This window comes from Bacteroidota bacterium, assembly GCA_016718825.1.
GTDB lineage: Bacteria > Bacteroidota > Bacteroidia > J057 > JADKCL01 > JADKCL01.
The window spans coordinates 250,611-277,558 of sequence record JADKCL010000005.1; the positions used below are offsets into that span (position 1 = coordinate 250,611).

Here is a 26,948-nt window from a genome sequence, read left to right on the forward strand (position 1 = left end):
AAGGCTGGATGAATCCGCATGGACGGTTTCTGCCCTTCAATGAAGAATTGGGCCTACTTAATTCCTTGGAAGCCATGTTCGCTGCGGACAAGGCACTCAACCATTCAATCCACTAGTTTCCAATGATCACCATTATTCGTATGAGAAAAATATATCTACTACTCGCTACCATTTTTTTCGCTGGACTTGCGCAAGCACAGTTGACCGGCACGAAAAACATTCCGGGTGATTACCCCGATTTGAATGCTGCGATCACCGACCTGAACGTGCAGGGTGTGGGTGCAGGCGGGGTGATCTTCAACGTGCTTCCGGGTAATGCGCAAACTGCTCCTGCAGGTGGCTACGTGATTGGTGGTGCGGGTTCCAATATTTTGATCACAGGCACTTTTCCTACGAGCCTTGCCAACAATGTACAGATCAACGGTAACGGCAATACGGTGACTGCCTCTGCAGCGCTCACGGTGGGATCGTTGACGGATGCGATCTTCAAGCTCGTCGGTGCCGACTACATTGGCATTCAGGGTTTTGTGATGATCGAGAATCCGCTGAATACGGTGAACACGCCGGCGGCAAGCAATACCATGACGGAGTGGGGCATCGCCCTGCTGTATGTTTCAACCACGGATGGCAGCCAAAACAACGCATTTGCCAGCAACTCCATCTCGCTGAGCCGCACGTACACGAATACCTGGGGCATTTACAGCAACACGCGACACAGTGCCACGGTACCCACGACCACTGCGGACATCACCAACAATACCACGGCACCCAACAGTGGCAACCGCGTTTATGGAAATACCATCAGCAACGTGAACATGGGTATTGCCTTCATCGGTTCGGGCACCGCTGCCAACCAAGACAGTGGTAATGACGTCGGTGGAACTTCCGCGCTGACAGGGAATACGATCACAAACTGGGGTGGCGCGGCTGCCCTGAGTTCGTACGTTTCAAATTCTGGTGTTTCATATTGTATTCTGATGAACCATCAGACCACCTCCAATGTCTCCTTCAACAACATCACAAGTGCAACGGTATCGGGGACCGCGGCAACCTTCCGGGGTATCGTACAGGATTTTACAACAGCGGCACCCATAGGAACTTTTACCAATACCATCTCCAGTAATCAAATCACTTTGAGCAGCGGCTTCACAAGTGGCACCTTTCAACACATATTCACTAACACCGCTGCCGCATCCATAGGTGCGACATTAAACATCACCAACAACGCCTTGCTGAACAGTGCTGTGAGCGGCGTGGCGTCATCCTCAGTGATGGTGGGAATTGCCAATACGGGTGCTTATGGCGTGCTGAATATCACGGGCAACATCCTGCGCAACTGGACATCAACGGCTACGAGTGGCGGTCTCACTGGCATTTCAAATACGGGTGCTATCGTGACGACCAACAACATCACCAACAACCAAATCGGTAACGCAATCGGGGGCATTATTACATTCAGTGCTGCAACCTCAGGCGCCGTTGCTGGTATCACATCCTCGGGTGGTGCAAACACTTGTACTACCACGATACAGGGCAATGACATCCGCGGGATCGTGCATTCCGTGACCGGATCTTCTACGCATACCTACATTACCTCTACAGGTACGCCACTCAACAACACCGTTGCAAACAATACGTTCACCAACCTCAACGTCAACACTACGGGTAGTGCAACCTTTATCAACCATGGCTATTCGATGCCTGCAGCTGGATCGCAGACCATTACTAATAATGCCATCGTGACAGCCTACAACAAGGCTGGCGCAGGCGGCACAGTTACCTGTACCACGACCGGATCAAGTTCTCCCAACGGCACCACCAACACGGTGACCAACAATAACTTTTCCAATATCACGGTGACAGGAGCGACTGGCATTACCGGTGTTAATAATTCAGATGGTTCAGGTTCAAGCCCTTCCAAAAATTGTACTGGAAATACGTTCAACAACTGGACGGGCGGAACTTCCGCGATCCTTGTGATCAACTATGCCTACATTGGCGGCACAACCTCCAATATTTCCAACAATACATTGACCAACCTCACCGGTCAATCCACGATTACCGGCATTCAAATTGGAAGCACTTTCAACGGAGGAAACCCATTGAACGTCGCCAACAATACGATAACGAACTTAACCTCAACAGGCACAGGCGGCGCAGTGGTGGGTATTACCTGCTCCAATACGTCCCCTGCAGTCAACATCAATGGAAATGCAATCAGCACATTGTCATCAACAGCAGGGGCAGCTGTGAGCGGCTTGGTCGTGTCGGGAGCTACCGCAACAAACGTATTCAAGAATTCCATTTGTAATTTGTCTGGCAGCAATGCCAGTTCTTCGGTCAATGGTCTCTTGGTTTCAGGCGGCACCTTGGTAAATGTGTTTAACAACCTGATTGGCGACCTCAGGGCCCCAATTGCAAACGCTGCCAATCCGGTCAATGGCCTCAACATTACAGGTGGCACCACGGTCAATGCTTCTTTCAATACCGTAAGAATTGCCGCGACCTCAGCGGGTTTGTTGTTTGGCTCAAGTGCAGTGTCTGTGAGCACTACGCCTACCGTCACCCTGCGCAACAATATTTTTGTCAACCTCGGCACAGCGAATGGTGCAGCCTTCACCGCTGCCCATCGTAGAAGCACCACAACGCTCACGAGCTATGGCGCTACATCCAACAACAACTTATTTTTTGCAGGCACACCCGGCGCCACCAATGTGATCTACTTTGACGGCACGAACAATGACCAAACATTGGCGGCCTACAAACTCAGGGTCAGTGCCCGTGACAACGGCTCCGTGACTGAGAATCCGCCTTTCTTGAGCACCACTTGCGGTAACTCCAACTTCCTGCACATCGACCCATCGATTGCCACGCAGGTCGAGAGTGGCGGCAGTCCAGTGGCAGGTATTACAGATGACTTTGACGGAAATACCCGCAACGTCAGCACGCCGGATATCGGAGCCGACGAAGGGGCATTCCTCCTTTCCGATGTTTCCGGCCCGACGATTTCCTATACCTTGTTTTCGAATGCTGCCTGTTTGACCGACCGCACATTGGCGCCTGTTACGATTACCGATGCGAGCCTCGTTGACATCACGGCTGGCACAAGGCCACGCCTCTATTACAAAAAGGCTGGCAACGCAAATACTTTTGTAGACAATACAAGCGGCACCGATGGTTGGAAATTTGTCGAAGCCACCGGCGCAGGCAGTTCGCCATTTAGCTTCACGACCAACTACAGCCTTTTGTTTGGCGGTGCGCCGGTTGTTGGCGATGTCATTCAGTATTTTGTGGTCGCACAAGACCAAAACGGTATCCCCAACATCGGAATCAATTCGGGCACATTTGCGGTTGCACCCACAAGTGTGGCATTGACTGCCGGTGCGTTCCCTTTGACGGGCGTGATTAACAGTTATACCTTGATCAACGGCCTCGCCGGAACGGTCAACGTCGGTCCGCTCGAAACCATCACCACATTGACTTCAGCGGGTGGTTTGTTCAGCCAAATCAATACGAATGGCATGAGCGGAAACTTGTTGGTGAACATCACGGGCAACATTATTACAGAAGATGGATCGAATGCCCTGAATGCGATCAACTACAATGGTTGCGCAGCAGGTCCTTACACGTTGACAATCAAGCCAACGGGTCCATTTGTCATTTCAGGAACCAATACCGGCGCCTTGATCCGGTTGAACGGTGCTGACTTTGTGACGATCGACGGTTCGATTGGCAACACGGCAAACACTGTTTGTCCACCCAGCGCAGCGACGCGTGACTTGGGTATCGTGAACAACAATACCAGTACATCTTCAGCGGTGGTTTGGCTCCAAAATAATGGTGTTGATGGTGCAACTAACAACGTAATCAAAAATTGCAATATCGCGGGCAATGCTCCTGGAACAACGCTTTTTGGCATCGGTTCAGGATCGTCGACCATCTCAACCACGAGTTTGGGAAATGGCAACAACAACAATGCCTTTGTGAACAATGCCATTGGCAACCTCCAATACGGTATCTATTCACAAGGTGCGAGTGCAGGCGCAAAAAATACCGGGAATATCATCAGCCAAAACGCGATGATTACGCCTGCTCCTAACAACGTGAGCAAGGGCGGTATTTTGGTGGGATTTGAAAACAACATCACGATCACTGGCAACAGCATCAGCGAAATTGCACAAGCGAGTTCGCCAGACGTTTTTGGGATCTCGATGGGCTTCATCGCAACGCAGTCCACAACCACATCCGCGGGCAACGAAGTCACGAATGCAACGGTCACGCACAATGTAATTGGTTCTGTCATCAATTCAGGAACGTTCTCGGCAGCTGGAATCTCGCTTGCATCAGCCACCTCGGGCACAACGTTGATCGCCAACAACATGATTTCCGGAGTTTCGGCAAATGGCACTTCTGGAGACTTCGCAGCGGGAATTTTGCTGGGTGGTGGTTCTGCGACCGTCAATGTCCTGCACAATACGGTTTCGATGCAAGGGACGATCACCGGCGCTACCGCTGCCTCGCAAGTTTCGGCATGTCTCGCGATCACCGCGGCGACCGCACCGACCAACCTGACGATTCGAAACAATATTTTCTCCAATACCCAGGTGGGGAATACAAGCGCTACGGTGCGCCTTGTTTCCATTGGCTACCAATTTTCGGGTCCATTCACATCGGTTGCCTCCAATTACAACGATCTTTTCTCGGCTGGAGCGGGCCCTGGAAACTATTTTGTAGGAACCACGGCTGGTTTGGCAGCAGGAACCACGGCAGCTACCCTCGCCAACTGGCAAACCGCAACAAGTGGTGATGCAAACGCTGTGAACATCGCACCAGTATTTGCCGGGTTGAACAATTTGCGTCTGCCTTCTGCCTCGAATGCAGCGCTCAATGACCTTGGTACGCCGGCCCCGGCGGTAACCACTGACATCGACTGTGCGACGAGAAGTTTGACAACACCTGATATGGGCGCCGATGAATTTTCTGTTGATGCACCCATTATTGTCTACACACCGTTGACATTGAGTTGCAGCACGGGCGACCGCACATTCACCGCCACCATCACCGACGTCGAGGGTGTTCCTACAGCAGGCATTCTCCAACCAAGAGTATATTTCAGAAAGAATGCCGGTGGATATGTTTCCACGCAAGGTGTGCTGAGCAGCGGCAACGCTACCAACGGTACTTGGACCTTCACGATCTCAGCAGCGGCCATGGGTGGCTTGACTGGTGGTGACGTGATTTCCTATTTTGTGATTGCCCAAGACATTGTCGCGATTCCAAATGTCAGCGGCAATCCTGGCACAGGCTTGGTTGCCACCGATGTGAACACGGTTACGACACCTCCGACGACACCCAATACGACAACTGTGGGTCTGACACTTAACGGAACTTATACAGTTGGTGTCACAGGGGCCTTCCCGACTTTGACAGCTGCTGTGAATGCCTACAACACGGCCTGTCTCACAGGCCCAGTCGTTTTCAGCTTGATCGATGCAACCTATTCGGTTTCGGAGACCTTCCCCATCACGGTCAACCAAAACGCAAGCGCCTCGGCGATCAATACGCTTACGATCAGACCTGCAGCTGCAACCACAAGCACGGTTACCGGTTCGGCTACGACGGCGCTGATCAAGGTGCTCGGCAACTATGTCACCGTGGATGGCTCCAATAGTGGAACCAATTCTCGTGACCTCACGATCTCCAATACGAGTGTCACTAATCCATCCGTATTCTGGTTTGGATCGATTGGTACGACCCCTATCATAAATTCCACGCTGAAAAACTGCATTCTGATCAACGGTGCCCAAACTAACACCGCAGTGGTGGTATCTGATGGTGTGACCTCGGGAACGGCAGGCTATTTCAACAATATCACGATACAGAACAATAATGTTCAGAAGGCCTTCATCGGAATCTATGCCATCACTGCTGTAGTGCCAGGAAACGGTGCAGGTACGTTGATTACCCAAAACGACCTGAATACCGCTGGCGCAAACTCCATCCGATTGGTGGGAATCTATGCGCAAGGTGTTGATGGGATCACGATCTCCAACAACAACATCGGCAACATCGTCAATACGGCTGATGCGGCGAATATCAATGCAATCTTCATCGCAACTGGGACTTCCAACGCTAACATCACCGGAAATACGATTACCACGATGAGCGGTACACTTGCCATGCCGGTGGGTGTTCGTTATGTAGCTGGCGTGGCCGCAGCGAACACCAACATCAGTAACAACACGATTTCTGCATTGACATCGTCGTATGGTGGAAGTGGTCCCGCTTCAGGTATTCAAATTGCTGGAGCAAGCGGCGGCATTACGATTGACCGTAACAACGTATCCAACATCAAGAGCACAAATACTGTTGGTTGGGGTTCGAACGGTATCCAATTGAGTTCCACCCTTACAGCTGCTAACATCAAAGTTCACAACAACTTTGTTTCCGATGTAGCGAGCTACGGCTACAGTATTTCTGCTGGTGAAAACGACAACGGCTACGGAATTGTTGTCACGGCAGGTGGTGGATACAATATCTTCCACAACACGGTGAACATGACTACGAGCCAGACGGTGAATGGATTACCAGCGGCGTTCAATGTAACTTCGGGAGTCGTGACAGCAGCATCGATCGACCTGCGGAACAATATTTTCGTGAACAATCAGACCGTAGGTACGGATCGGTTTGCGATCTACGGCGGCGCTGCAAACACGGTGTTCAGTAACATCAACTACAACAACTACTTCACTACTGGTCCTAACCTTGGATTCATTGGGTCGGCACGCGCCAACCTTGCCGATATCCAAGCTGGATTTGGTGGCAACCTGAACTCTTTGAGCATCGCGCCTGTTTTTGTCGGCGCGCCTGACTTGCACTTGCCGTTGTTGAGCAACGTTGCTCTGGACAACTTGGGTACACCGATCCTTACTGTCCCGACTGACATTGACACCGATGTGCGATCTGCGTCTACGCCTGATATTGGTGCCGATGAGTTCGGTGTTCCTGCGCCAGCGGAAATCAATATCCTCGGCAACGCCATCACCATCGTCGATGGCGATATCACACCTTCCCTCGGCGACCATACGGATTTTGGCAACATCTTCGCTTGTACTGGAACAATCGCCCGTACGTTCACGATCCAAAATCAAGGTACATCGACACTCAACATATCGGGTGTCGCCGTTACGGGAACCAATGCGGCTGATTTTACGGTCACAACAGCTCCGCCAGCGACCGTCATTGGCAATAGCTCGGCGACGTTTGTTGTCACGTTCAATCCTTCCGCTGCAGGTCTGCGTACCGCCACGGTTACGCTCAACAGCGATGATGCAGACGAAGCCGCTTACGACTTCAGCATCCAAGGCACAGGTGATCCCGATGTCTTGCCGACTATCTCAATTTCTGCCAATCCCGGCTCAACCATTTGCGCAGGCACCAGCGTGACATTCACGGCAGTCATCACCAATGGCGGGACAACGCCAGCCTACCAATGGAAACTGAACGGTGGTGCCGTAGGCACGAATTCCGCGACTTATACCAATGCTGCATTGTCCAATGGCGACTTGGTTACCTGTGAATTGACTTCGAATGCAACTTGTGCCAACCCGGTAATGGTCGTAAGTAATACGGTGACGATGACCGTGGATCCGATTGTGACACCCATCATCATCATCTCAGCTTCACCAAGCAATGTAATCTGTGCGGGCTCGAGCGTGACCTTCACAGCGGTACCTACCAACGGCGGCACCACGCCTGCCTACCAATGGCAGAAAAACGGCTTGCCTGTTGGAACCAACAGCACTACCTATACCGATGCTGCACTGGTGAATGGTGACCTGATCACTTGCATCCTTACCACCAATGCTCCCTGCCCAACGGTTCCCACTGCTACCAGCAACACGATCACAATGACCGTGAATCCGGTGGTCACACCTTCGGTAACGATCAGCGCCAACCCTGGAACCACAATCTGTGCAGGTACCAACGTGACCTTCACGGCAGTGCCAGTCAATGGCGGTACCACGCCAGCCTACCAATGGAAGAAGAATGGCTCCAATGTGGGAACCAATTCAGCTACTTATACAGACAATGGTTTGCTCAATGGGGACTTGATTACGGTCGAGCTCACCAGCAACGCGGTTTGTCCAGTCCCTTCGACCGTCACGAGCAACACGCTTACGATGGTGGTGAATCCAAATTTGACACCTTCGGTGACGATTTCGGCCAATCCGGGCATTTCAATTTGCGCTGGAACAAACGTGACGTTCACAGCTGTTCCTGTAAATGGTGGCAGCACCCCGACCTACCAATGGTTGAAAAATGGATCGCCTGTCGGTACCAACGCATCAACCTACAGTGATGCCGGCCTTCTGAACGGTGATGTGATCACCTGCGAACTTACAAGCAGTGAGACTTGTGCAGCGCCAGTTTTGGCCACAAGCAATGCGCTTACCATTACTGTGGTCACCAACACTACACCGACAGTGAGCATTGTCGCGAGCCCCGGAAGCACGATTTGCCCCGGAAGTTCTGCCAGCTTCACTGCCACAGCGACCAACGCTGGTCTCACACCAAGCTACCAATGGTTGTTGAATGGCGGCAACGTAGGTACCAATAGTTCAACCTACACCAACGCAACTTTGATTACGGGTGATATCGTTACCTGCGAGGTTACCTCAAGTGATCCTTGTGCACTGCCAATTTTGGCAACAAGCAATGCAATCACAATGACGGTTGCCGACTTGGTTGATCCGACCGCCGTATGTCAAACGGTCGTTGTAAACCTCAATGCAGGCGGAACGGGTACAACAACGGCAGCCGCAGTCAACAATGGGTCTAGCGACAATTGTACTTCGGTTGGATCCTTGGCTTTGAGTTTGAACACGACGAACTTCAATTGTGCTCAATTGGGTTCCAATACGGTTGTGCTTACCGTGACGGATGGTGCTGGCCGCACGGGCACTTGCAGCGCCACGGTGAACGTGATCGATCCAATCCTGCCTGCGATCAGTTGCCCAGCCAATATCTCGAATTCAAGTTCGCTCGGAATTTGCGGAGCAATCTCGAGCTACACCTCACCCGTTGGCACAGATAACTGTACGGCGACAACGTCCCAAACCGCTGGATTGCCGAGTGGCGCGACCTTCCCTGTAGGTGTGACAACCAATACTTTCCGTGCAACGGATGGTTCGGGTAATTCTGCTACGTGCGCTTTCACGGTGACGGTAACCGATGCGGAACTCCCAACGATTAGCTGCCCTGCGAATATCAGTGTGAGCAACACGGTAGGCCAATGCTCGGCAACGGTGACCTACACCGCACCGGTCGGCACCGACAACTGCGCAGGCGCAACCACGACCCAGACAGCAGGATTGGCCAGTGGCTCCAGCTTCCCCGTGGGTGTGACGACCAATACCTTCCGCGCAACGGATGCCGCCAGTAACACTGCCACCTGTGCATTCACCGTGACGGTAAATGACGCCCAATTGCCTTCGATCACTTGCCCTGCGAATATCAGCGTAAGCAACACGGTAGGCCAATGCTCGGCAACGGTGACCTACACCGCACCGGTCGGCACAGATAACTGCGCAGGCGCAACCACGACCCAGACCGCAGGTTTGGCCAGTGGCTCCAGCTTCCCCGTGGGTGTGACGACCAATACCTTCCGCGCAACGGATGCCGCCAGTAACACTGCCACCTGTGCATTCACAGTGACGGTAAATGACGCCCAATTGCCTTCGATCACTTGCCCTGCGAATATCAGCGTGAGCAACACCGTGGGTTCATGCGCTGCAACGGTAACCTACACCGCTCCGGTCGGAACGGACAATTGTGCAGGTGCAACGACGACACAGATTGCAGGTTTGGCCAGCGGTGCCTCCTTCCCGGTTGGTGTGACGACCAATACCTTCCGCGCAACGGATGCCGTCAGCAACTCCGCTACCTGTGCATTTACAGTGACCGTCAATGACACGGAACTACCAACGATCACGTGTCCTCCGAATGCCAATACCATCAACGACGCAGGACTTTGCGGCGCAGTGTTTGTGTACACAACGCCTGCTGGTGTTGACAACTGTTCAGCAACGACCGCACAGACTGCGGGCGGTGCCAGCGGTACAAGCTTTGCCGTCGGCGTGACCACCAATTCCTTTACGGCAACGGATGGTGCTGGCAATACAGCTACATGTACATTCACGGTGACCGTGGCCGATGCTGAAACCCCAGTTTGGGCTGCTTGCCCTCCCAATGCGACGGTTTCGACAAGTCCCAACACTTGCGATGCGATCGTTTCTTGGACGGCCCCGACAGCAACGGACAACTGTGCTGTAGTCAATGCCTCAGGTACGCAGACGCCAGGCAGTACATTTGCCTTGGGCGCCACAACAGTTTCCTATACGGCAGATGACGCAGCCGGCAACGCTGCAACTTGCTCCTTTGTAATCACTGTGAATGACAGCATTGCACCGAATGCCAGCTGCCAGAATGTGACAGTGAGTTTGGATGCGAATGGCAATGGCAGCACAACTGCTGTAGCAGTTGACAATGGCAGCACTGACAATTGTACGGTCGACACATTGGTCTTGAGCCAAACGGTGTTCACGTGTGCCAATGCAGGTGCAAATACCGTGACTTTGGTGGTGACTGACCTTTCAGGGAATACGAGTAGCTGTACAGCCGTCGTGACAGTAGTCGCGCAGGCCGTCACTGCATCGGCGTCGGCAACTGTGAGCAACTGCGGATTTAATGTCTCCTGCGCCGGCGCAGCAGATGGTACTGCAACCGTAACCGGCGGTGGCGGATGCCCAAGCTATACTTATCTCTGGAGCAATGGTCAAATCACGGCAACCGCAACAGGATTGGGTGCCGGAACCGCAACGGTTACCGTCACCGACGGCGCAGGTGGTACCGCAGTAGCAACTGTGACGCTCACTGAGCCGACACCTGTTGCTGCAACAGTGGTTTCAACCACAAATTCCTGCTTCGGCGCATCAACCGGTTCGGCAGATATCACCGCCGCAGGCGGCAACGATTGTTTGGGATATACCTTCCTTTGGAGCAATGGTGCAACGACCGAGGACTTGACAGGCGTGGCAGCAGGATCCTACACCGTCACCATCACGGATGCCAATGGTTGCACAGGAACGCAATCCGTGACGGTTGGTACATTTGCCGCATTGAATCCGACATTTACGGCTTCGGGCAACGTCCTGACCTCAACCCAAACTTGGACCACCTACCAGTGGTTGCTGGGTGGTAGCAGCATCAGCGGAGCGACTGCAAATACGCATACGGCCTTGACCAGCGGCGTCTATTCGCTGTCTGTCACGGATGCAAATGGCTGCTCGGCGGTGTCTGATACGATGACCGTGGTTGTGGTTGGAACGGTCGATCCGTCACTGAGCAACTACGGCTTGTCGATCTATCCAAATCCAGCCCGTGGCGAATTCAAACTGCGGACGGAGAATCCGATTGCGCAAAGCTTGACCATCAGCATCTCTGATATGTATGGACATCGCTTGGTGCAGCAGAATTTGCCGAGCCTCGGACAAGAAGTGGCATTTGACATCTCAGCAATTGCTGCCGGAACCTATATGGTCGAGGTTGTCTCCAAGCAAGGACAACGCAGCTTGTTCAGGTTGGTCGTGCAATAAGCAAGGTTGACAGAAAGAAAAACCGCTGGGCCGATCATCGAGATGGGCTCAGCGGTTTTCACTTTTTAGATATTCATCCAATCTTGGTGGACCTCCATTCGCAAGAAAGTCAAGCAGAGGTTGGCCGAAAATGATTCGACAAGGAGAACTCGGAAATGTACTGGCTTTGGATTAGCCCTTCAAAGCATCTTTGATCACCTTCTCGATCGTTGGTGTCTCTGCACCAGCGGCTTTCAAAATGGCATCCACGCGGGTTTCCATGGCTGCTTTGGGCATTCCCAGGCTCACCAATGCGGAAATGGCATCCTCACGAAGCTTATTGGCAGGATTGGCGGCACTTGCGGCACCGTCCATCACCAGTTTGCCTTTGAGTTCGAGGATAATGCGCGAGGCTGTCTTGGCGCCGATGCCTTTGACTTGCTTCAGGCGGTTGAGATTCTCCGTCTCGATCACCTGAAACAATTCCTTCGGATCAATGCTGGAAAGGATGGTCATGGCGGTATTGCCCCCGACGCCTTGGATGCTGATCAATTGAATGAACAAGCCTTTTTCCTTGAGGTCGGAGAATGCATACAATTCGTGGGCATCTTCCTTGATAACCTGATGCGTATGCAATTTGACCGCCTCCGCATTCCCGATCTTGGAATAGGTATTCAACGAGATTCGAGCTTGATAGCCGACCCCACCACATTCGATGACGACAAAGGCCGGATCTTTGTGTGCCAGTTTGCCATTCAGGAATACGATCATTTCATGCCTCCCTTCCGCTGTGCATCGACGACTGCGATGGCTGCAATGTTGACGATCTCTGTCACCGAACTGCCCAATTGCAGAATGTGAACAGGCTTTTTCATTCCCAAGAGGATTGGGCCGATCAATTCGAATTCGCCCAGCTCGTCCATGAGTTTGTAGGCGATGTTTCCACTCATGAGGTCGGGGAAAATAAACGTATTGGCGCCGCCGGATTTGGCGAGCACGCTGAAACTGTAATTTTCTTCCAAAATGTCTGGACGCACTGCCACGTTGGCTTGGACATCCCCGTCGAGAATCCAATCCGGGTGTTTTTCACGCAGAATCTTCGTGGCCTCAATGACTACACTTGTGGTTTCGTCGATGTTGCTCCCAAAGTTGGAATAGGAGATCAGCGCGATCCGCGGGATGTGATTGAAGAACCGCACGGCACCCTCGACCATTTCGGCAATTGCCACGAGGTCCTTGGCAGTTGGCTTTTTATTGATGGTGGTATCGGCAAAGAAAAACGGTCCGCGGTTGGTTTTGATGATGTGCATGCCAGCAAGGATGCCATCACCCGCCGGACGCCCAATTGCCTGCAAAGCAGGCTTGATGCTCGTCGGATAAGTTTTGGTCAAGCCCGATACAAATGCATCCGCATCACCGGTTTCGACCATCATTGCCCCGTAGTAGTTGCGTTCCCGCATCAATTTGGAGGCGTCATGAAGCGTTAATCCTTTGCGCTTGCGTTTTTCATGGAAAAGCTTGCCATAATGATCGCGCTTTTCATCCTCGTGCCAAGGATCGATGACCACGATGCCGGAAAGATCCAGATTGTTTTCATCGATAATCGCCTGAATCTTGTTTTTGTTGCCCAGCAAAATCGGAATGGCAATGCCCTCATCGTGCAGGATTTGGGCGGCTTTCAGGATTTTGTAGGTGTCGGCTTCGGCAAATACAACGCGTTTGGGCTGTTTTTGAGCCTTGGCAATGATCGACTTGGAAAGACTTTCATAGATGCCGACACGTTTTTCGAGCTGTACTTTGTAGGCTTCGAAGTCGGCGATGGGTTTTCTGGCGACGCCGCTCTCCATCGCTGCGCGTGCCACCGCGCTTGATACCCAAGTGATCAGGCGTGGGTCAAGTGGTTTGGGAATCAAATAGGTACGTCCAAAGCTGATATTTTTTTCCGCGTAGGCCTCGATCACAATTTCCGGTACGGACTCATGAGCAAGTTCGGCAATCGCCCGCGCGGAGGCAATTTTCATCGGTGTGTTGATCGTCGTGGCGCGTACATCGAGGGCCCCACGAAAGATATAAGGAAAGCCCAGCGCGTTGTTGACCTGATTGGGATAGTCGCTGCGTCCGGTTGCCATGACCGCATCTGGCCTTACGGCCATTGCATCTTCATAGGTGATTTCCGGGTCAGGATTTGCCAACGCAAACACGATAGGATTGGGTGCCATTACGCTCACCATTTCCTTGCTCACCAATCCGCCTGCCGCCAAACCAATCATGACATCGGCATCTTTAAATGCCTCCAGCAGAGTCATTTGTGCCGAATGCGCATATTTGGCCTGGTAGGGGTTGACGTCGATTCGATCTTTGTGGATGTGTCCGTCCCGGTCAAAAACCTGTATGTTCTCGACCTTGGCACCGAGCTCGATGTAAAGATTCAAGCAGGCGAGGGCAGCTGCACCAGCACCGATCACGACAAATTTGACTTCATCAATTTTCTTTTCGACGACGACCAATGCATTGATCAATGCGGCCGAAGAGATGATTGCTGTACCATGCTGATCGTCGTGCATCACCGGGATGTTCATCTCGGCGACAAGTCGCTGCTCGATTTCAAACGCTTCGGGTGCCTTGACATCCTCCATGTTGATGGCACCAAAAGTCGGCTCGAGCGCCTTGGCGACGGCGACAAATTCCTCCACGGTATTGGCATTGATTTCGATGTCAAACACATCGATACCTGCAAATTTTTTGAAAAGCACTGCCTTGCCTTCCATCACCGGCTTGGAGGCCTCAGGACCGATATTGCCGAGACCCAGGACCGCAGTCCCATTGGTAAGGACGGCGACAAGGTTGTCTTTTGCTGTGTACTCGTAAACTTTGTCCTTGTCGGCGGCGATTTCGAGGCAGGGATAGGCGACGCCCGGGCTATAGGCCAATGAAAGATCGCGCTGTGTGGAAACCGGTTTGGTTGAGGTGACCTCGATTTTGCCTTTGGGTTCCCTGCGATGGTATTCGAGCGCGTCTTCTTTGCGATTCTTCATAATCCTGATTTCCAAATGAGCCTGCAAAGTTAGACGGGTCTCGCCCTCTTGCAAGATGGGTTTTCCCCACGGCCAAATTTAGCGCAAATGGATGGACTTGCTGGAATTGGAATTGCCCTTGAAAGCCAAAATTATCGATTGAAGGAAGAAAAGGAGTACGGATTCAGTCCGTATAGGCACGTTCGGCCTTCATCTCTCCGCGGATGTTGCGTACGAGCAGACGCTTGACTGTTTCAAGGTCATCGTATTTGCCGAATAGATACATCATTTTGGTCAACGCTGCTTCGAATGTCAGGTCAGCCCCAGGCAAAACCCCCGCCGACAATAACATTGCACTTGTTTCGTACCTGCCCATTTCAACCGATCCGCCCATGCATTGCGTGATGTTCAGGATGATTTTGCCTTGGTCAATGCTGCGTTTGATGCTTTCAATGAATGCCTTATCGGTCGGCAAATTGCCCGCACCGTAGCTTTGTACGATCACACCACGGTGGTTGGGATGCGACAGCACGGCATCCAGGGTTTCAGCGGTCATTCCCGGAAAGAATCGTGCGTGCGCCACACGTGTATCGAGTTTGGGCTGCACTTTGAACACCTTGTCCTGCCAAGCATCCACGGGTGTTGGATGCCGGAAATAAAGGTGTACCCCAGCCTCAACCAAGGGAGGGAAATTCAACGAATTAAATGCGGAGAATACGTCGGCATGCACCTTTTGCGTGCGGTTGGCACGGTAGAGTTTGTATTCAAAATAGATTCCAACCTCGCGGATCGGGCAATCGGGATGGGAGGCGATTTGAAGGGCCGTGACTAAATTTTCCTTGGCGTCGGTACGGATTTCATTAATCGGAAGCTGTGCCCCCGTCATGATTACCGGTTTGCCCAAGCCTTCCAACATGAAGGAGAGCGCCGACCCGGTATACGCCATCGTGTCTGAGCCATGCAAGACCACAAAACCATCGTATTTGTCGTAGTTGACGCCAATGGTGTTGGCGATCTTGATCCAAATCGGAGGTCCGATATTGGATGAATCGAGCGGCGGGTCAAAATTTTCGAATTCGACCGAGCAACCTAGTTTGTCCAACTCCGGAAATTCGGATTTGATCAGGTTGAAGTCAAAGGGGATATAGGAACCATCTTGCTCACGCTTGATCATTCCAATAGTACCACCCGTGTAAATGATCAGAACGTTCTTGCGCTGGTTGGCCATTTACCTAGAGTGCCGCAGATGCAGGCAAAATCAATATTCAGTGAAGGTATAGGTGATGCCAATCATGAGGCCACCTGTCAAGTTGTTGGTCACCGCGCGGGACTCATCCCAAATCCTGATGTCGTCAGGAATACCGTTGGTGTAAAGTTTGTATGCCGAATTTTTATTTTCAGCATCGCTCAGGTTGTAGTCGCCGCGCAACCTGATATTGCCCATGATGTTGTAAGCAAGCTTGATGTCCAAGCCGACACTTGCAACGGGGCCGTAATTGAACAGCGAATATTGCTTGTAGGTGCTAGGATAATCCCTGACGTTGGGGTTCCAGAGAATTTCATCAGGTGTGTAGCTCTGATCGTCGTTGTAATAACGGGCACGCAGCAAAAAATCAACTTGAAAACCCAAGTCTGCTGCGAAGATCAGTTTGTTGAATTCTGTGCCGGTGTTGAAGCTCAGAAAAAGCGGAAGCTTCATATAGTTCAGGCGGCGGGTGTGGTTGACCAACGTGCCTTCGCTATTGAGGTTGCTGTATTTCTGGCCTTGTGCCGAATAAATGAAATTCAACTTAAAGCCGATGCCGTCCCCAAAGTTGTAGCCGACCATGGGGCCTGCTGCCATACCAAACGTTGTTTTGTACTTGAACTGATCCTGCGGAACCGCTTGATCATCCTTGTTGAGCATCCACGAAGTCTGTGGCAATGCAACAAAACCAAGTTTGAGACCTTTTTGTCCAAAGGCCACTTGAGTAGCAGTGAGCACGATCAAGAGTCCAAGAACCAAATGAGAAAATCTCTTCATCTTCAAAAATGTAAGGCTTTAATCATCCAAATCTAAGACTTATTTCGCAACCTTCAAATTTCCATTTGCCTCTCTTTCTTTTTGGCAAGGGGCAACGTCATGCTTTGGGAAGCGATCGTGTCCCATTTTGTCCTTGAATCGCAGATTTGAAGCTTCTCTAATCCAGACAATTCGTTACAATCCCCTGTTTTTTGCGATATTTGCCGTCTATGGGAATTCGACTGGAAATTCATCCTAAAAATCCGCAGCCAAGGTTCATTCAACAAGCTGTAAAGTGTTTGGAAGATGGCGGCGTGATAATCTATCCGACAGACACCGTTTATGCTTTGGGATGTGACATTCAAAACAAAAAGGCATTGGAACGGGTGTGCCAAATCAAGGGAATTGACCCTGACAAGTCACAATTTTCGTGCATTTGCCCTGATTTGAAAACCGTGAGCGAGTATGCCATTCACATTGGGGATGGTGTTTTTAAGATGATGCGTCGTGCTTGTCCGGGACCCTATACCTTCATTTTGGAGGCTTCCAAGAATATTCCGAAGCATTTTCAGTCACGCCGCAAAACCGTTGGCGTCCGTATTGTCGATCATCCGATTCCCTTGGCCATTGTTCAGGCACTCGGGAGGCCGATTCTCACATCGAGCCTTCCCATCGCGGGGGACGAGTACCCCGTCGATCCCGACGAGATCGAGGCCGAATTCGGGCACTTGGTCACCATGATCATCGATGGCGGTTGGGGTTTGAGTGCGCTGAGCACCGTGATCGACTGCAGCAAAGGCGACGATGACGTCGAAATTGTGCGCGAAGGCTTGGGTTCGCTCGACATTCTCTAATTTTGACATCTGGAAAACCTATTTGATTGGCTAGAAAGCAATGATAAGTTCCCAATCCACTGAAAATCCCGCCCTCGAGGCCATTCGCAATGACATCCGTATCATCGGACCGATGATGCGTTCCTTTTCAACCCATGTCATCAACGAGGAAATCTCCGAATTTCCTGTTTACATCGCTTACCAAGATCCCGTGAGCGTCGGGAAGCCGTTTTTGTCCAAGGAAAAGGACCACCTCAATTGGAATTACAATGTCTCGATTCTCGAAGATTTTGTAAAACGTGGCGTCGTCAAGGAAGACAAGCTGGAAGACTTTTTGGAAACGTTTGGTGATCCTGAAGAGCGTGCTTGCATTTTCGTGATCCTGCCAACCGAGGGTGGTTTTGTTTTTATTCCCTACGAAATCGAGGACGAAGAAGACCACCAACTGTATTTCCCCAGCGAAAATTGACCTTTTGAAGGTTTTTCGGCCTTTATCCGTTGTAAATATTCATCGCCCTTTCAAGGCCAATGGTCGCGAAGCCTAGAATCGCATCCCCCATTTTGTCCAGCAAGGGAGGCAATGCGGCCTTTTCCTCGGCAGGAAAGTCACTCAATACATAATCCACCTGAGCACCTTTTGAAAATTCACTGCCGACGCCAAACCGCATTCGGGCATAGTTCTCATTTCCCAGGACCTCCTGAATATTGCCAAGCCCATTGTGACCTCCACCCGAACCTTTGGCACGAATCCTGATTTTCCCGAATGGCAAAGCCAAGTCATCTGTAATGACGAGCAGCTCATTTTGAGTGATACCGTGTTTTTGGAGGTGGTAGCGCACAGCTTTGCCGCTCAGGTTCATATAGGTCGATGGTTTGAGCAAGAAAAGTTGCTTTCCTTTGTGTTTGATGGTGCAGGTATCGCCCAGTCGATCGGGGACAAATGACACGCCCATCCGTTCGGCAAGCCGATCCAATACCATAAAACCGATGTTATGGCGGGTGTAGTGGTAAGCTGGACCGGGGTTACCGAGCCCTGTGATCAGGAACTTCATCGATGCAGGTGTTTCTTAACGGGAAATCAGGGCAAGGACAACGGTGTGGTTTTGTAGGATTGGGCAATCAAATGTCCGAAAACCAGAAAAGAGCCGATGATTTGCACCATCAGCTCTTTTTATGAAAAACCAACCTGGGTTGGAATTATTTCTTGGCAGCTTCTTCTGCTTGACGCACAGCCCTTGGGATCTCGATGATCGCAACGCCGGCAGGAGCAGGAGAGGTAATGGTGAGACCAGATACTGGAATCTCGCCCACACGGAAGGTTTTGCCCATTTCCAAGCCGCTGATGTCAACTTCGACATTATCAGGAAGCTCGTTGACGAGACCTCTGACTTTCAATTTACGGAGCATTGGAACCAAGCGACCACCGGCGAGAACGCCTTTTGCAGTGCCGACCAATTTGATTGGCAGGTCCACTTCGACGGCCTCAGAATCGGTCACGCGGAGAAAATCAACGTGAAGGACTTTGTCGGTGACAGGATGGTATTGCACTTCACGCACGATGGCGGTGGTGGTATTGCCTTCCAAGTCAAGCTTCACCACGTAAGTTTCGGGTGAGTGCAGGACTTTTGTCATGGCTTGGAAATCGACTGCAACTGCAGTAGGCTCACCCTGTCCATAGACCACGGCAGGAACGTTGCCAGCGCGACGGATTTTTTTCATGGCACTTTTGCCAATGGCAGACCTCGTAGTGCCTTTCAATTCTACTGTTTTCATTGCTTATAGAGTGAGCTAATCGACTCGTAATTCGTAATTTTCTCAAAAGCGCGGGCCAACATTGGCGCCACGGAAAGTACTTTGATCTTGGAGGACGTTCCGCGCAAGGGAATCGTATTCGTGGTAATCAGTTCGGTAAGGCTGCTTTCCTCGATACGCTCGTAGGCGGGTCCAGACAGGATCGGGTGCGTGACCACTGCTCTTACAGAAGCCGCGCCTTCCATCATCAGATGGTCAGCTGCTTTGCAGAGCGTGCCGGCAGTGTCGACCAAGTCGTCGATGATCAGGACATTTTTGCCCTTCACCTCACCGATCACCTTCATCGAAGCCACTTCATTTGCGCGTTCCCGAAACTTGTCAATCAAGATCAGGTCGCATTTCATAAAGCTAGCGTACTCACGCGCACGCTTGGCCCCACCGGCGTCAGGCGCGGCAATCGCCACGTTTTCCAAACCCAGATTCTCCAAATAAGGAAAGAACACACCTATGCTGTACAAATGATCCAAAGGAATGTCAAAAAACCCTTGAATTTGCCCAGCATGCAGGTCCATCGTCACAATGCGATCAGCACCTGCGGTCGTCAACAGGTTGGCGACCAGTTTTGCCCCAATAGAAACACGCGGCTTATCTTTACGATCTTGCCGCGCATAGCCATAGTAAGGCATCACTACGATGATCGATTTTGCAGACGCACGCCGCGCCGCATCAATCATCAAAAGTAGCTCCATCAAGTTCTCGGCCTGACCGAAGGTGCTTTGGATCAAGAAGATCACATCGCCCCTTACGGATTCATTGTAAGAAGGCTCGAGTTCGCCGTCCTGAAAACGAGTGACAGTGACTGCGCCGAGCTGCTTGCCGAGCTGACCCGCGATCTCCTCAGCCAAATACTTGGACGCAGTGCCGGAAAATATTTTGACTTCGGAGGCCATGAGCTATTTTTGTTGGCCGACAAGGATTCGAACCCTGACGAACAGGACCAAAACCTGCTGTACTACCATTATACTATCGGCCAATTCCGTTTTTAATTCGGGCCACAAAGATATTTATCGTTTTTTTCTCCGCAAACTTTCTGGTGAAAATTTTTTCTGATTCTTGAAAAAAATCTCAAAGTTGACCGTGGAATCATGCTCCTGTGGCCCCAATAGACGATTTATAAACGAATGATTTTTATGCGCAACCTTCATTGTTTTCCACGTTTGAGGGGCTATGCCAGCTGAATTGTGGCTTTTGTTGGGCACAAAATTCCTTTTCGTGAGCAATTCCCTCGCCGATTCCGCTTTCCATCCTCAATTTTCCAGTAAAATTGCCGCTCGGTCTCGGGTCAATGACAATGTTAGCAAATGTTAATGTTTGCCCCACTTCCTTTGATTCGCATGACCTTTGCGGCAAATGCATGTCGCAACACCTTTTTTGAAACAATCGGAGTTTGGGAATGGTCATTCAAATTTCCGATACATGGTTCTAAAGCTTTTGTCGCATCCGGTTACGCTATGAATACAACTTATCAACCCATTCGCCGAATTTTGCCGACAGTGGCGGTTGTGGGCGTCTTGCTTTTTGCTGGATGCGGTGGCAAAAAGGAACCGCTCAAACAGGCGGGTGGTCAACCTCCGACCGTGGTCGATGTGATGATCGTGCAAACTTCCCAGATTTCGAGTGAACTCGAGGTCAATGGCGAGGTGGCTGCGAATGAATTTGTCGAATTGCATCCCGAAGTCAGCGGCCGTTTGACCTATTTGAATGTCCCCGAAGGCGGCAACGTTGCCCAGGGAACTGTGATTGCCCGGATCAACGATGCCGATTTGCAGGCGCAGGTCACCAAAACCAAGGTTCAGCTCGACCTCGCCAAGCAAACTGAGGCACGTTTAAAAAAATTGCTGGACGTCAACGGCGTGAATCAAGCTGACTATGATATCGCCGTTGGGCAGGTCAATTCGCTCGAAGCCGACCTGAATTATTCGGCGGCGCTGATTGAGAAAACCGTAGTCAAAGCCCCGTTTTCAGGCACTTTGGGCCTGCGTCAAGTGAGCCCTGGCGCCTACGTGACGCCTGCGACGACGCTTGCGACCTTGCAGCAAGTGCAACAGCTCAAAGTCGATTTCAACGTCCCGGAGGAGTTCAGTAGCTACATTCAGAAAGGTGACACGGTTTTCATTCGCACGGATTTGGATCAGGAAACGCGGCAAACAGCAACGGTCTGGGCCATTGAACCGCAAGCGAATCGCGACACGCGTAACCTCAAGGCAAGGGCGATCCTCGCTGGCGACAAGGCCAATCCAGGGGCATTTGTAAAGGTGTACATCGCCCGTAAAGGCAATGCCAAAAGCATCATGATTCCTTCGAATGCGATCATTCCCGATGCCATGAGCAAAAAAGTTGTCTTGGTCAAGGAAGGCAAGGCGACTTTTGTTCCGGTGGAAACCGGGATGCGCCAAGATCGAATGGTTGAGGTCGTCAGCGGCTTGACCCCGGGCGATTCCCTCGTGGTGGACGGTGTGCTTTTTGCCCGTCCCAATGCGCCTTTGAAGGTGAGGAGTGTCAAACAAATCGACGCAAAATGAACATTTCCGAACTTTCGTTGAAGCGGCCGGTGCTTGCGACGGTGATGAACCTCCTCATTATCCTGTTTGGGATCGTGGGATTTTCGTTCCTCAGCGTCCGCGACTATCCCGCCATCGATCCGCCGATCATCACCGTACGCACCAATTATACCGGTGCCAATGCAGATATCATTGAGAGTCAAATCACCGAGCCACTTGAGAAGGGCATCAACGGCATCCCCGGCATTCGATCGATCAGTTCAAGCAGTCAGGTAGGATCCAGCAACATCACCGTCGAATTCAACCTCGGCGTAGACTTGGACGATGCCGCGAATGACGTGCGTGACAAAGTGAGCCAAGCACAACGCAACTTGCCACAAGACATCGATTCGCCCCCGATCGTAAGCAAAAGCGAGGCGAGCAATGACTTCATCATCATCTTGGCGGTGCAAAGTCGCAGCAAAGACCTGATGGAATTGAGCGATTATGCAGAAAACGTCCTGTTGCAGCGCTTTCAGACCATTAACGAGGTGAGCGCGATCAACATTTTCGGACAAAAAAGGTATGCCATGCGCATTTGGATCAAACCCGATGCCATGAGTGCCCGCAACATTGCCTTCACCGACATCAGCAACGCATTGGCCAAGGAAAATGTCGAATTGCCAGCCGGTAAAATCTATGGCGATGCCACCGAACTCACCATTCGCACGATGGGAAGGTTGAGTACCGAGCAACAATTTGCGGATTTGTTGATCAAGGAGGGTCCTGAAGGCATCGTGCGCCTGAGCGACATCGCCAAAGTGGAGATCGGTCCCGAAATTCTGGAGCAAAGCTGGAAACTCAACGGCGTGAACGGCGTCGGACTCGCTGTCGTGCCGCAACCCGGTGCCAACTACGTTGCCATCGCCGACGAATTTTACAAGCGTCTTGAAGAAATCAAGGAAGCCAACAAATCGGATATCAGCCTGAATGTGCTGATTGACAATACCAAGTTGGTGCGCCAATCCATCTCGGAGGTCAAGGAAACGCTGATCATCGCCTTCACCTTGGTCGTTTTGGTGATTCTCTTTTTCTTCCGGAATGCGCTGATTGCCATTCGCCCGCTGATCGACATTCCGATTTCCTTGGTGGCGACCTTCTTTATCATGTATGCCGCCGGATTTTCCATCAACATTTTGACGATGCTCGGCATTGTCTTGGCGACGGGCTTGGTGGTCGACGACGGGATTGTGGTCACGGAGAATATTTTCCGGAAGCTCGAAGAGGGCTTGCCCATTCGCAGGGCGGCGCTTGAGGGCAGCAAGGAAATCTTCTTTGCGGTCGTTTCTACTTCGCTCACATTGGCGGTGGTGTTTTTGCCGGTGATTTTCCTCGAAGGTTTTGTCGGCAGTCTTTTCCGCGAATTCGGGATTGTCGTTGCCTGCGCGGTGTTGGTGTCGGCCTTCGTTTCGCTCACGATCACGCCGGTGTTGAACGTGGTGCTGCACCGGAAAAAGGCGGGCCATGGCAAGGTGTATGACATGACCGAGCCCTTTTTCAAGGGAATGGAAAACGGCTATAAGCGCTTGCTGACGTCATTTATGCGCATCCGATGGGCCGCTTGGGCGATCGTGGGCGTTTGCGGATTCATGATTTGGTTCTTCTTTGGCAACCTTCAAAGCGAATTGGCACCCACGGAAGACCGGAACAGCTTACGTTTTTCCTTGACCGCCAACGAAGGAACGAGCTACGACGAAATGCAGCAGATTTCAGACAACGTCGCCAACTTCCTCTACGATTCGATTCCCGAGCGCTCCTTCGTTTTCACAGCTACGCCCGGATTTTTTGGCACGGGCGTCAACAACGGATTTGGGCGTCTTGGACTTGTTCCCAAGGATGAGCGCGTGCGGACGCAAGCTCAACTCGTCGGCGAAATCAACAAAAAGCTCCCACGCTTCAACAATGCGCGCATTTTTGCCCTGCAGGAACAGACGATTGCCGTGGGAATCGGTTCCCGCGGCGCCTTGCCGGTGCAATTCATCCTGCAAAATCTGGACTTCGCCAAACTTGAGACCGTGTTGCCAAAGTTCCTCGACGAGGCCCGCAAAGACCCGACTTTCCAATTGGTGGATGCGAACTTGAAATTCAACAAGCCGGAATTGCAGCTCATCATCGACCGGATGAAGGCCCGCGATCTGGGTTTGTCGACGACCGATGTCGCCGCGGCCGTGCAGGCTGCCTTCAGTGGACGCAGGTTGGCCTATTACATCATGGGTGGCCGGCAATACCAAGTCATTGCACAAGTCGAGCGAGACGAACGTAGCCAACCGGCCGACATCGAGAAGCTGTATGTCCGCAACAGCCGCGGCGAAAATATTCCTTTGACTGCCGTCGCGCATTTGGAGGAAAGCAGCAGTCCGCCGACCTTGTTTCACTACAACCGATTCAAAAGCGCCACAATTTCCGCGTCCTTGGCCGAAGGCAAAACGATTGGCGACGGCATCACATCGATGCGCGCCATCAGCGAAAAATTGCTGGACGAGAGTTTTCAGACCGCTTTGAGCGGCCCTTCGCGGGATTTTGCAGAGAGCTCCTCCAACATTGCCTTCGCCTTTGGATTGGCATTGTTGCTGATCTACTTGGTATTGGCTGCGCAGTTTGAGAGCTTTCTCGACCCGCTCACGATCATGATCACTGTGCCGCTCGCCTTGGCAGGTGCCTTGTTGAGCCTGTATGTGTTTGATCAAACCCTCAACATCTTCTCCCAAATTGGAATGATCATGCTGATCGGTTTGGTGACCAAAAACGGCATTCTCATTGTCGAATTCGCCAATCAGAAGCGCAAACAGGGATTGGCCAAGGTCGAAGCCGTGATTGATGCGGCCACGAACCGTCTTCGCCCGATTTTGATGACAAGTTTGGCAACGGCACTTGGTGCATTGCCCATTGCCTTGAGTTTGGGTGATGCCGCCACAAGCCGCATTTCCCTGGGCATCGTGATCGTGGGCGGCTTGATGTTTTCCTTGATTTTGACGCTGATGGTCATTCCAGCGATCTATTCTTATGTTTCCGGAAAGCACAAAGCCGAGGAAGGAGAAAGCCATGTATAAGACAATCAATCACTTCGCTGTTCGCAGCAGGTCCTTCTTGCTGTTATTGCTGCTGGGCTTTTGCGGCATTTCGGGGGTCTTTGGCCAGCGGGTTTTGACCTTGGAGGATGCCATTCAGATCGCTTTGCGCAAAAGTCTGGACATCGAGGTCATGCGAAACGATGCTGCCGCTGCAGAAATATTGAACAACTACGGCGTCGCCGGAGGCTTGCCCACCGTCACAGCCACCGCATCCGACCAAGCACAAGTCACCAATATCTACCAGAAACTCTCGACAGGCACCATCATCGAACGCAACGGGGCCCTGGGAAACAACCTTTCGGCCAACGTTGCCGGGACCATGGTCCTCTACAACGGGATGCGCATCCAAGCCACCAAGGATCGCTTGGAACAGATCGCAGGACAACGTCAACAACTGCTTACTGCACAGATTCAAAACACTGTGGCGAGCGTGATGACGCAGTACTATGACGTGCGCCGTCAGGAGGCCTATCTCAAAACCATCGACGGTTCGATTGCGGTCGCCGACAAAAACCTGGAAATCGTCACCGTACGCCAAAGCGCCGGATTGGCCAATGATGCGGATGTATTTCAGGCGCAATTGGACCTGAATTCACTTCGGCAGCAACGCCTGAATCAGGAATTGACCATTGCACAGGCCAAATCCGAATTGCTCAACTTGCTCAACGAAGACATTCAGAGTGATATCAGCTTGTCGGATAGCATCGCGGTGAATGCCTCTCTGAATTACGACAGCTTGGTGGCGGGACTGCGGATGAATCCCGAAATCGTGGCCGCAAGTCAGGAAATAGCCGTGCAGCAATTGCTTGAGCGCGAGGTGAGTGCGCAGCGCCTGCCCACGTTGCGTGCCAATGCAGGCGTGAACTTCGGCAACAACATCAGCAACGGCGGATTTCAGTTGGCGAGTCGCAACTACGGTCCCTATGCAGGCTTGAGCCTGAACGTCCCGATTTACAACGGCAGCAGCTTGAAGCGGCAGGAGCAGGTGGCAGCGTTGGCTACCCGGAATGCAACTTTGGACCGCGAAATATTGCTGCAAGACCGCGAAGCCGCACTGTGGCGAAGCTGGCAGACCTATCAAAATGCACTGCTCTTGCTCGAAAATGAACGTCAGAATGTCAAACTCTCGCAGCGACTGCTCGATTTGATGGTGCAAAAATACAGCCTGCGACAGGCGACGATTTTGGAACTGAAGCAGGCACAGAACAGCTTCGAAGAGTCGGGCTACCGGCTTGTGAACCTGGAATTTGCGGCCAAGGCCGCTGAAATCGAATTGCGCCGTTTGGGCGGAAATTTGCGATGAAAGACCGATTTTCAACCGATTCAGGAGGATATGCGAGCTTCAGGCCGACTTATCCAAAGGAATTGTTGGATTTTGTTTTGAGCAACACGCCGGGACGGGAGCGGGCCTGGGACTGCGGCACAGGGAACGGGCAATTGGCGGTTGAATTGGTACGCTATTTTGACCGGGTGGATGGGACCGATATCAGCATGAATCAACTGGCACAAGCTCCCCAAATTCCGTCACTGTATTTCTCCAGACAGCCTGCCGAAAAGACAGATTTGCCAGATGGCTCCATCGATTTGATCACGGTTGCCCAGGCAATCCACTGGTTTGATTTTGATCGGTTTTATGCAGAGGTGAACCGTGTTGCATCATTTGATGCACGCATTGCTGTGATTGGCTATCCGTTATTCAGCATCAATGAAGTTGTGGATGCCGTCATTGGGCACTTTTACAGTCATACGATCCATGACTTTTGGGATGCAGAGCGACGTTACCTCGATGAAGATTACCGAACAATTCCGTTCCCATTCGAAGAGATCCACGCCCCCAAATTTCAGTGCACCTACGAATGGGATATTGACCATTTGATGGGTTACCTCAACACGTGGTCGGCTGTGAAAAATTGTATTCGGGAGACCGGAACCAATCCTTTGCACAAGTTCCTCCCCGAACTCCAAATAGCATGGGGTGAATCGCATCAGAAGCGTACCGTTACCTTTCCGATGATCCTGAGAATGGGCAAAACGGCGTAG

At 51.7% G+C, this 26,948-nt stretch carries 14 protein-coding genes and 1 tRNA gene; 7 read left to right on the forward strand and 8 right to left on the reverse strand.

Translation table 11 applies throughout. The annotated features are described in order from the left end of the window. Nucleotides 1-140: 140 nt before the first annotated feature. Complete coding sequence (locus IPN95_07660; protein ID MBK9449281.1) at nucleotides 141-11,657, forward strand: HYR domain-containing protein; 11,517 nt, start codon at nucleotides 141-143, stop codon at nucleotides 11,655-11,657. 171 nt (nucleotides 11,658-11,828) lie between these two features. On the opposite strand, the gene ruvA is transcribed toward IPN95_07660, so the two are convergent. From ruvA to IPN95_07680, 4 genes are all read right to left on the reverse strand, one after another. Next, the gene (ruvA, locus tag IPN95_07665; GenBank protein ID MBK9449282.1) at nucleotides 11,829-12,407 is read right to left on the reverse strand and encodes a Holliday junction branch migration protein RuvA; all 579 of its coding nucleotides are present in this window, start codon (nucleotides 12,405-12,407) and stop codon (nucleotides 11,829-11,831) included. Further along, a complete protein-coding gene (locus IPN95_07670) occupies nucleotides 12,404-14,671 on the reverse strand; it encodes an NADP-dependent malic enzyme (GenBank protein MBK9449283.1) in 2,268 nt (755 codons plus the stop codon). The genes ruvA and IPN95_07670 overlap by 4 nt, the downstream gene beginning before the upstream one ends. A gap of 163 nt (nucleotides 14,672-14,834) precedes the next feature. Then, nucleotides 14,835-15,878: an asparaginase gene (locus tag IPN95_07675; GenBank protein MBK9449284.1), complete on the reverse strand. Its 1,044-nt coding sequence runs from the start codon at nucleotides 15,876-15,878 to the stop codon at nucleotides 14,835-14,837. A gap of 30 nt (nucleotides 15,879-15,908) precedes the next feature. Beyond that, entirely contained in the window at nucleotides 15,909-16,673 is a 765-nt protein-coding gene (locus tag IPN95_07680) for a PorT family protein (protein MBK9449285.1), read from the reverse strand. Between the two features lie 209 nt (nucleotides 16,674-16,882). Here IPN95_07680 and IPN95_07685 point away from each other — a divergent pair, with 209 nt between their 5' ends. Continuing rightward, complete coding sequence (locus tag IPN95_07685) at nucleotides 16,883-17,506, forward strand: threonylcarbamoyl-AMP synthase (GenBank protein ID MBK9449286.1); 624 nt, start codon at nucleotides 16,883-16,885, stop codon at nucleotides 17,504-17,506. 40 nt (nucleotides 17,507-17,546) lie between these two features. Continuing rightward, nucleotides 17,547-17,954: a hypothetical protein gene (locus IPN95_07690; protein MBK9449287.1), complete on the forward strand. Its 408-nt coding sequence runs from the start codon at nucleotides 17,547-17,549 to the stop codon at nucleotides 17,952-17,954. Between the two features lie 22 nt (nucleotides 17,955-17,976). On the opposite strand, the gene IPN95_07695 is transcribed toward IPN95_07690, so the two are convergent. The 4 genes from IPN95_07695 to IPN95_07710 form a co-directional block, all read right to left on the reverse strand. Beyond that, on the reverse strand, nucleotides 17,977-18,537 hold the full coding sequence (locus tag IPN95_07695; protein ID MBK9449288.1) for an aminoacyl-tRNA hydrolase: 561 nt from the start codon (nucleotides 18,535-18,537) through the stop codon (nucleotides 17,977-17,979). Between the two features lie 145 nt (nucleotides 18,538-18,682). Continuing rightward, nucleotides 18,683-19,258, reverse strand: coding sequence for a 50S ribosomal protein L25 (locus tag IPN95_07700; protein ID MBK9449289.1), 576 nt, complete (start codon nucleotides 19,256-19,258; stop codon nucleotides 18,683-18,685). Continuing rightward, the gene (locus IPN95_07705; protein MBK9449290.1) at nucleotides 19,255-20,187 is read right to left on the reverse strand and encodes a ribose-phosphate pyrophosphokinase; all 933 of its coding nucleotides are present in this window, start codon (nucleotides 20,185-20,187) and stop codon (nucleotides 19,255-19,257) included. The genes IPN95_07700 and IPN95_07705 overlap by 4 nt, the downstream gene beginning before the upstream one ends. A gap of 12 nt (nucleotides 20,188-20,199) precedes the next feature. Next, a tRNA-Gln gene (locus IPN95_07710) sits at nucleotides 20,200-20,270 on the reverse strand. Nucleotides 20,271-20,790: 520 nt separating this feature from the next. On the opposite strand from IPN95_07710, the gene IPN95_07715 reads away from it, so the two are divergent. From IPN95_07715 to IPN95_07730, 4 genes are read left to right on the forward strand one after another with little or no spacing between them, the layout of a single operon-like run. Beyond that, a complete protein-coding gene (locus tag IPN95_07715; protein ID MBK9449291.1) occupies nucleotides 20,791-21,819 on the forward strand; it encodes an efflux RND transporter periplasmic adaptor subunit in 1,029 nt (342 codons plus the stop codon). Further along, nucleotides 21,816-24,887: an efflux RND transporter permease subunit gene (locus IPN95_07720; protein MBK9449292.1), complete on the forward strand. Its 3,072-nt coding sequence runs from the start codon at nucleotides 21,816-21,818 to the stop codon at nucleotides 24,885-24,887. Before IPN95_07715 ends, IPN95_07720 begins: the two co-directional genes overlap by 4 nt. Next, a complete protein-coding gene (locus IPN95_07725; GenBank protein ID MBK9449293.1) occupies nucleotides 24,880-26,211 on the forward strand; it encodes a TolC family protein in 1,332 nt (443 codons plus the stop codon). Before IPN95_07720 ends, IPN95_07725 begins: the two co-directional genes overlap by 8 nt. Next, nucleotides 26,208-26,948, forward strand: a complete 741-nt coding sequence (locus tag IPN95_07730) for a class I SAM-dependent methyltransferase (protein ID MBK9449294.1) — start codon at nucleotides 26,208-26,210, stop codon at nucleotides 26,946-26,948. The genes IPN95_07725 and IPN95_07730 overlap by 4 nt, the downstream gene beginning before the upstream one ends.

Coding starts and splice junctions, on each gene's coding strand:
- IPN95_07685 (MBK9449286.1), top strand. CDS start 16,883: ATGGGAATTCGACTGGAAATTCATCCTAAAAATCCGCAGCCAAGGTTC.
- IPN95_07695 (MBK9449288.1), bottom strand. CDS start 18,537: ATGAAGTTCCTGATCACAGGGCTCGGTAACCCCGGTCCAGCTTACCAC.
- IPN95_07675 (MBK9449284.1), bottom strand. CDS start 15,878: ATGGCCAACCAGCGCAAGAACGTTCTGATCATTTACACGGGTGGTACT.
- IPN95_07720 (MBK9449292.1), top strand. CDS start 21,816: ATGAACATTTCCGAACTTTCGTTGAAGCGGCCGGTGCTTGCGACGGTG.
- IPN95_07700 (MBK9449289.1), bottom strand. CDS start 19,258: ATGAAAACAGTAGAATTGAAAGGCACTACGAGGTCTGCCATTGGCAAA.
- IPN95_07680 (MBK9449285.1), bottom strand. CDS start 16,673: ATGAAGAGATTTTCTCATTTGGTTCTTGGACTCTTGATCGTGCTCACT.
- IPN95_07725 (MBK9449293.1), top strand. CDS start 24,880: ATGTATAAGACAATCAATCACTTCGCTGTTCGCAGCAGGTCCTTCTTG.
- ruvA (MBK9449282.1), bottom strand. CDS start 12,407: ATGATCGTATTCCTGAATGGCAAACTGGCACACAAAGATCCGGCCTTT.
- IPN95_07690 (MBK9449287.1), top strand. CDS start 17,547: ATGATAAGTTCCCAATCCACTGAAAATCCCGCCCTCGAGGCCATTCGC.
- IPN95_07670 (MBK9449283.1), bottom strand. CDS start 14,671: ATGAAGAATCGCAAAGAAGACGCGCTCGAATACCATCGCAGGGAACCC.
- IPN95_07705 (MBK9449290.1), bottom strand. CDS start 20,187: ATGGCCTCCGAAGTCAAAATATTTTCCGGCACTGCGTCCAAGTATTTG.
- IPN95_07660 (MBK9449281.1), top strand. CDS start 141: ATGAGAAAAATATATCTACTACTCGCTACCATTTTTTTCGCTGGACTT.
- IPN95_07730 (MBK9449294.1), top strand. CDS start 26,208: ATGAAAGACCGATTTTCAACCGATTCAGGAGGATATGCGAGCTTCAGG.